This window comes from Brucella pituitosa (assembly GCF_965577835.1).
GTDB lineage: Bacteria > Pseudomonadota > Alphaproteobacteria > Rhizobiales > Rhizobiaceae > Brucella > Brucella pituitosa.
Genome location: NZ_OZ264093.1, coordinates 97,936 through 105,000, shown reverse-complemented (window position 1 = coordinate 105,000; position 7,065 = coordinate 97,936). Strand labels below are relative to the sequence as shown.

Genomic DNA, 7,065 nt, shown 5'->3' with positions numbered 1-7,065 from the left:
ATGGCTAAGTGGGAAAGGATGTGAGGATCCCAAAACAACCAGGATGTTGGCTTAGAAGCAGCCATCATTTAAAGAAAGCGTAACAGCTCACTGGTCTAAATAAGGGTCTTTGCGCCGAAAATGTACCGGGGCTAAAGCCATACACCGAAGCTGTGGATGCACGTATGTGCGTGGTAGCGGAGCGTTCCGTAAGCCTGTGAAGGGACAGTCGTGAGACATCCTGGAGGTATCGGAAGTGAGAATGCTGACATGAGTAACGATAAAGGGAGTGAGAGACTCCCTCGCCGAAAGTCCAAGGGTTCCTGCTTAAAGTTAATCTGAGCAGGGTTAGCCGGCCCCTAAGGCGAGGCCGAAAGGCGTAGTCGATGGGAACCACGTTAATATTCGTGGGCCTGCAGGTAGTGACGGATTGCGTGTGTTGTACATTCTTATTGGATTGAATGTGCAGCGAAGCGGTTCCAGGAAATAGCTCCTGCATATAGACCGTACCCTAAACCGACACTGGTGGACTGGTAGAGAATACCAAGGCGCTTGAGAGAACTGCGTTGAAGGAACTCGGCAAAATGCACGCGTAACTTCGGAAGAAGCGTGACCCTTCTATAGGCAACTATTGGAGGGTGGCACAGACCAGGGGGTAGCGACTGTTTACCAAAAACACAGGGCTCTGCGAAGTCGCAAGACGACGTATAGGGTCTGACGCCTGCCCGGTGCTGGAAGGTTAAGAGGAGATGTGCAAGCATTGAATTGAAGCCCCAGTAAACGGCGGCCGTAACTATAACGGTCCTAAGGTAGCGAAATTCCTTGTCGGGTAAGTTCCGACCTGCACGAATGGCGTAACGACTTCCCCGCTGTCTCCAACGCAGACTCAGTGAAATTGAATTCCCCGTGAAGATGCGGGGTTCCTGCGGTTAGACGGAAAGACCCCGTGCACCTTTACTATAGCTTTACACTGGCATTCGTGTCGACATGTGTAGGATAGGTGGTAGACTTTGAAGCAGTGGCGCCAGCCATTGTGGAGTCATCCTTGAAATACCACCCTTATCTATATGGATGTCTAACTGCGGCCCGTTATCCGGGTCCAGGACCGTGTATGGTGGGTAGTTTGACTGGGGCGGTCGCCTCCTAAAGAGTAACGGAGGCGCGCGATGGTAGGCTCAGAACGGTCGGAAATCGTTCGTCGAGTGCAATGGCATAAGCCTGCCTGACTGCAAGACTGACAAGTCGAGCAGAGACGAAAGTCGGTCATAGTGATCCGGTGGTCCCGCGTGGAAGGGCCATCGCTCAACGGATAAAAGGTACGCCGGGGATAACAGGCTGATGACCCCCAAGAGTCCATATCGACGGGGTTGTTTGGCACCTCGATGTCGACTCATCGCATCCTGGGGCTGGAGCAGGTCCCAAGGGTATGGCTGTTCGCCATTTAAAGCGGTACGTGAGTTGGGTTCAGAACGTCGTGAGACAGTTCGGTCCCTATCTGCCGTGGGTGTAGGAATATTGATAGGATCTGTCCCTAGTACGAGAGGACCGGGATGGACGTATCTCTGGTGGACCTGTTGTCGTGCCAACGGCATAGCAGGGTAGCTATATACGGACGGGATAACCGCTGAAGGCATCTAAGCGGGAAACCCACCTAAAAACGAGTATTCCCTATCAGAGCCGTGGAAGACTACCACGTTGATAGGCCGGGTGTGGAAGTGCGGCAACGCATGTAGCTTACCGGTACTAATAGCTCGATCGACTTGATCATTCTCATTTACAATATCCATCAAGCGTAGCTTGATGAATTGTTTGTCCTCACGCTGTCGCAGCTAAAGCTGCTTCGCTGCGGACGGCGCGTCGCATAAGCGACGGCACACAGTCGTGTGCTTATTGTTTATCAGCGCCAAAAAAAACAAATCAATATCTGCACGAAAGACAACCAGCTTCTCATATTTGTGTTCTTCGCCGACCTGGTGGTTATGGCGGAGCGGCTGCACCCGATCCCATTCCGAACTCGGCCGTGAAACGCTCCAGCGCCAATGGTACTTTGTCTTAAGACACGGGAGAGTAGGTCGCTGCCAGGTCTGCTAAGCACACAAATCATCAACATCTTCTCATAATCATACAAAACAGCATTCATCAGCGCTAAGCGCAAAAACTACCAAATCCGGTCATACAAATTAAGCCCTTAACGCGGGGTGGAGCAGCCCGGTAGCTCGTCAGGCTCATAACCTGAAGGCCGCAGGTTCAAATCCTGCCCCCGCAACCAAATTCAAAAACGCCCGTGGACAAAACCACGGGCGTTTTGACGTTTAAGGGACAGAGCTGTCCGCGTCTGAAAATAGTGCCAGGTACAGGATCGGCAAGGATGCAACTCCAAGCCCCATGCAACGGCAATCAGCACCTTCGGAAGCCAAAGACCAGACAATTAAACCCGTGAAGGCTGGTTCTAAACGAAATCGCTATCTACATAGAGAAAAGCCCCGGCAACGAGAGTTGACCGGGGCTACGTTATTTTTAAACCTCTGTGAGGCTAACTCTGGAGGCCACGTAAATGTGCGGAAAAGCTAGACGGTTTCCGTGACTTTGCTGAGATTCATAGGCTGGTCCGGATCAAGACCACGGCCAAGCGCAACACGTTCAATCAAGGTGTAATAAGCTCCAAGACCGACGAGCGGATCAATCAAACCGTGCCCCGTTGGTGTTATCCCTATAGTTTTATGCTGGGTGCGTTCAGCGCCAATCGTTAATACATCGGCCCCCAGACCGATCAGACGGTCGACTGCCTGTTTGCTGGCAGCGAATGCGTCGTCTTCATTCAAAAATGCCAGGACGGGAAAGCCGCTATGAACCAGACGTATAGGACCGTGCATAACTTCGGCCAATGAAAAAGCCTCGGCGTGAATGCCGCAGGTTTCCTTGGCCTTAAGCGCCGCCTCCAATGCGACCGCAAAACCCGTGCCCCGTCCGACGACATACATTCCTTCAATTGAGGCGAGCTGCGTAATCAATGCTGCATCGATTGGATTTGCAACAGTGGCATCCAATGCCTGCGGCAGTCTGGTGAGCGCCGCTTGCAACGCATCGTCGCCGCTGATCGCGGCAGTGATGGCTGCGAGCGCGGTTGCGCCAGCGATGCAGGATTTCGTTGCGGCTACACTCTGTTCTTTACCTGCGTGCAAGCCCAACACAATATCGGCCTGCTCTGCCAATGGGCTGTCAGTTACATTGACGATGGCCACAGTAATGGCTCCACCTGCTTTGGCGGCCTTCTGCAAGGCAACAATGTCAGGACTCGCACCAGACTGTGAAACCGTAAAATGCAATCCGTCCTGCAGTTGCAGGCGGCTGTTATAAACGGATGTCACGGAAGGGCCGATTGAAGCCACCGGTAAGCCAACGCTGATCTCAAACAGATACTTGAAGAAGGAAGCCGCATGATCGGATGATCCGCGGGCAGCCGTGGTGATCACACGTGGCTTGCGCTCTTCATAGAGACGTTTGATTTCCGCGATTGTTGCGGCTTCTTCAGTCAGCAAACGCGAAACAACGGCAGAGGCCTCGATTGTCTCTTTGCGCATAAACGATGTCGTGACCATGAAGGCCCCCTTGCTTGAATAGTTGTGTAATGTGCTGACGGTCTAGCTCTGCAGGATGGAAGCTCCGCCTGCGGCCTGTACGGCCAGACTGCCGCTCTTGACGCCTGCGGCGAGACAGTCGGCCGGGCTGCGCCCGTCAATCCACGAGTCAATGAAGCCAGCATTGAAAGCATCGCCCGCACCGGTCGTATCGATAACATCTACCTTGTCAGCCGGAATATGCATCTCCGTTGAGCCGGTAGTCAGCCATGCCCCTTCTTCGCCCGCCTTCAGAGCGACGACAGGGAAGTGCTTCGATAGAATATCAATCGCCTTACGGGGATCTCTATCGCCGGTAATGGCTTCTGCTTCTTCGCTGTTTGGCAGGAATATATCCACGCCCTCGCAGCTTTTCAGAAAGTCCTGGCTGTAGATGAGAGTTTCATCCCAGCTTGGATCCAGTGATACGGTCAGGCCGGCAGCTTTGGCTTTTGCTACCAGATCCGGAATTTCATGCAGTGTCGCATATTCTGCGATGTGCAGATGTTTAGCGCTGTTCCACATCAATGCGTCATCCAGAGTGGATGGCCTCGCGGAACCCGCACGACGGGAAAGAAACGCTCGGTCGTTGCCGATAACACTGGCCACAGTCACTTGCGGCCCAGCCTCAATTGAGGTTTCCAGAAAGCGAAGATCAAGGCCATCGATGGCCAGGTCTGTGGATATGCCTTTTGAGAGACTGTCAGTGCCAAGCCGTGCGACCAAAGCCACTGAGCGGCCAACATGAGCAAAGTGGGCGGCGGAAATAAAGGCACCGCCGCCGGCTACGATCTTCATGTCGCCTGCGAAAACTTCTCTGCCTGGTTGCGGTAACGCATCAAGGCCAGTGAAAATCAAGTCGCAGTAAATCCGTCCTATGCTCAGGACAGCAGGAGTTTTGAATTGTTTTGACATTATAGGCGACCGAGGCTCTTTTCCGTTTTGGCATCGAACAGATAAAGGCTACCAGCAGGCGCAAAGACGCTCAGTGTAGTGCCCGATTTTGGAACGGTTTTGCCCGGTGCTGTCGCAATGACTGCGGCGCCTTCGACATCAAGATGGACCAGAGTTTCCGCACCGAGTGGTTCAACAGCCGTTACAATGCCTTGCAGCGATATCCCGCCGGGCGTGCCGGTTTCACCAACAGTCAGCTCATGCGGGCGGATGCCGATCAGCATGTCGCCATCAGCCGCAAACTCAACCGTGTCGCCCTTGCGGCGACCTTGGAGCAGGTTCATCGATGGGCTGCCGATAAAGCGCGCGGTAAACACATCCACTGGATGTTCATAAAGTTCAGTTGGTGTGCCGGTTTGCAGGATATTACCATCGCGCATTACTACAATGCGGTCGGCCATGGTCATGGCTTCAACCTGATCATGCGTTACATAAACCGTAGTGGTCTTGAGGCTCTGGTGCAGGCGCTTGATTTCAATGCGCATCTGTGCGCGCAATTGTGCGTCAAGGTTCGACAATGGCTCATCGAACAAAAACGCTGAAGGGTTGCGGACCATCGCGCGGCCAATCGCAACACGCTGACGTTGCCCACCGGACAATGCCGCAGGGCGGCGGTCCAGATAGGGTGTCAGCCCCAACGATGCGCCAACATCTTCAATTCGCTTGGCCTTTTCCGCCTTGGAAAGCTTCGATGTATAAAGACCGAAACCGATATTCTGGCGCACGCTCATATGCGGATAAATTGCATAATTCTGGAACACCATCGCAATATTGCGCTGTTTCGGATCGCGTTCGTTGACGACTTCGCCGCCGATTTTCAGCTGGCCGCCTGAAATATCTTCGAGGCCTGCAATCATACGCAGAGTTGTTGATTTACCGCAGCCGGAAGGGCCAACGAAAACAACAAATTCTCCGTCTTCGATCTGCAAATCGATTGCGCGAACTGCTTCGACTTTGCCGTAACGTTTGACAAGTTTTTCGAGTTCAATGGTTGCCATTAACGTGTCTCCGCAAGTGCGCTGAATTTTTCATTAAGTTCTTGATTGGCTTTGGCTTCATAAGCTTCGTGCTCTGCTGCACGTGCATTGAACGCCTCTGCAGCAGCATGGTATCGCGTCAGAGCCTCGCCCATAGGCTTTGGTGCCGGACCGCCGAGACGGTCGCGTACGGCAACGAAATGCTGTGGCGAAACCAGTTCTTCAAATTTTATCTGATCAAAAGACGGTTCGCGCCCCGTTGCTGCATGGAATGCCGTAAGGAAAGGTGCAAAGCCGTCTTTCTCAAGTCCGCCACCCTGAGCCACCACGGCACGTGCTACAGTCGCTGCAATCTCATGCGCCTGACGGAACGACAGGTCTTCAATACGCACCAGAGAATCCGCAAGTTCCGTGATCGTGATGCAGGAGCGGCGGATATTTTCCGCAACCCTAGCCGGATCTATGCGGATCGCTTCAATGAAAGCCGCCAACAGATCAAGCACACGACCGGCTGAAGCAAAAGCCTCATACCCCATCTGCTGCGTTTCGCCTTCACTGTCATTCATATCGGTGAAAGGCGTATTGTGCATTACATCCAGCACGGTGCGGGCTCGCCCCATTGACTGGCTCGACAGATGACGCATGTGCTCAATTGGCACCGGATTGCGCTTTTGCGGCATGATTGAAGAAATCTGCACAAAGGCATTCGGCACATAAATCTGGCCAACTTCAAAACTCGTCCAGAACTGGAAGTCCTGAATGAGCCGTCCCAGATGAATGAACATCAGTTCCAACGCGGAATAGGTCGAGGTGACGTAATCCACGGCTGCGATACAGCTATAGGAATTGTTTAAGGGGGCAGCAAAGCCCAACAGCTCCGAGACGCGTTTGCGATCGATCGGAAAGCCGGAGGTGGTGATGGCTGCTGCCCCCATCGGTGACAGGTTCACAATCGTACGTGCGGCTTCAAGGCGCTCGATATCCCGGATCAGCACTTCCGTAGCCGCAGCAAGATAATGCCCGAATGTTGTCGGCTGTGCCGGTTGCCCGTGGGTATAGGCAACGATCAATGTAGCCTGCTCGCGTTCAACAGCTGCAACCAGCACATCAAGCAGGTGCCGTGACTTGGCGAGCAGCGTATCAATGTGCTTTTTCAAACCGAGCTTGAACAGCGTATGATCAATATCATTGCGTGAACGCGCAGTATGCAGGCGACCGGCAACATCGGCACCAATACGGGCTTTAAGTTCTTTTTCGATGAGGAAGAAGAAGTCTTCAACCTCACCGGTATAGGTCAGCTCAGCCGGATTGATTTCCTGATCAATGGCTTCCAGAGCGACGGCAATCTGTGCCGCCTGATCGCGATCAAGAATGCCGGTTTCAACCAGCATCACCAGATGGGCGCGGTCGATGCGTCGAAACCCATCCACATGATGCGTCTTGGCACCGTCAAACAGCGGCCGCAGCACGGTTTCTTTATAAACCGGATTTGGAAACACGCTGTTGTCGGACAATTTTGGGTCGAGATCAGACATGGT

At 53.3% G+C, this 7,065-nt stretch carries 4 protein-coding genes, 1 tRNA gene and 2 rRNA genes (1 of these 7 only partly in view); 3 read left to right on the top strand and 4 right to left on the bottom strand.

All coding sequences use genetic code 11. The annotated features are described in order from the left end of the window. From ACSME1_RS11795 to ACSME1_RS11785, 3 genes are all read left to right on the top strand, one after another. A 23S ribosomal RNA gene (locus tag ACSME1_RS11795) occupies positions 1-1,747 on the top strand; it begins 1,161 nt to the left of the window's first position. A gap of 201 nt (positions 1,748-1,948) precedes the next feature. Continuing rightward, positions 1,949-2,063, top strand: a 5S ribosomal RNA gene (rrf, locus tag ACSME1_RS11790). A gap of 108 nt (positions 2,064-2,171) precedes the next feature. Continuing rightward, positions 2,172-2,248: transfer RNA gene (locus tag ACSME1_RS11785), tRNA-Met, on the top strand. A 298-nt stretch (positions 2,249-2,546) separates the two neighbouring features. On the opposite strand, the gene ACSME1_RS11780 is transcribed toward ACSME1_RS11785, so the two are convergent. From ACSME1_RS11780 to argH, 4 genes are read right to left on the bottom strand one after another with little or no spacing between them, the layout of a single operon-like run. Then, complete coding sequence (locus tag ACSME1_RS11780) at positions 2,547-3,578, bottom strand: SIS domain-containing protein (RefSeq protein ID WP_024898684.1); 1,032 nt, start codon at positions 3,576-3,578, stop codon at positions 2,547-2,549. Positions 3,579-3,620: 42 nt separating this feature from the next. Next, entirely contained in the window at positions 3,621-4,511 is an 891-nt protein-coding gene (locus ACSME1_RS11775) for a carbohydrate kinase family protein (protein WP_100558154.1), read from the bottom strand. Then, a complete protein-coding gene (locus tag ACSME1_RS11770) occupies positions 4,511-5,548 on the bottom strand; it encodes an ABC transporter ATP-binding protein (protein ID WP_024898682.1) in 1,038 nt (345 codons plus the stop codon). Before ACSME1_RS11770 ends, ACSME1_RS11775 begins: the two co-directional genes overlap by 1 nt. Further along, positions 5,548-7,062 (bottom strand): argininosuccinate lyase, encoded by a 1,515-nt coding sequence (argH, locus tag ACSME1_RS11765; protein WP_024898681.1) that lies wholly within the window; start codon positions 7,060-7,062, stop codon positions 5,548-5,550. Before argH ends, ACSME1_RS11770 begins: the two co-directional genes overlap by 1 nt. Positions 7,063-7,065: the final 3 nt, after the last annotated feature.

Coding starts and splice junctions, on each gene's coding strand:
- ACSME1_RS11780 (WP_024898684.1), bottom strand. CDS start 3,578: ATGGTCACGACATCGTTTATGCGCAAAGAGACAATCGAGGCCTCTGCC.
- ACSME1_RS11775 (WP_100558154.1), bottom strand. CDS start 4,511: ATGTCAAAACAATTCAAAACTCCTGCTGTCCTGAGCATAGGACGGATT.
- ACSME1_RS11770 (WP_024898682.1), bottom strand. CDS start 5,548: ATGGCAACCATTGAACTCGAAAAACTTGTCAAACGTTACGGCAAAGTC.
- argH (WP_024898681.1), bottom strand. CDS start 7,062: ATGTCTGATCTCGACCCAAAATTGTCCGACAACAGCGTGTTTCCAAAT.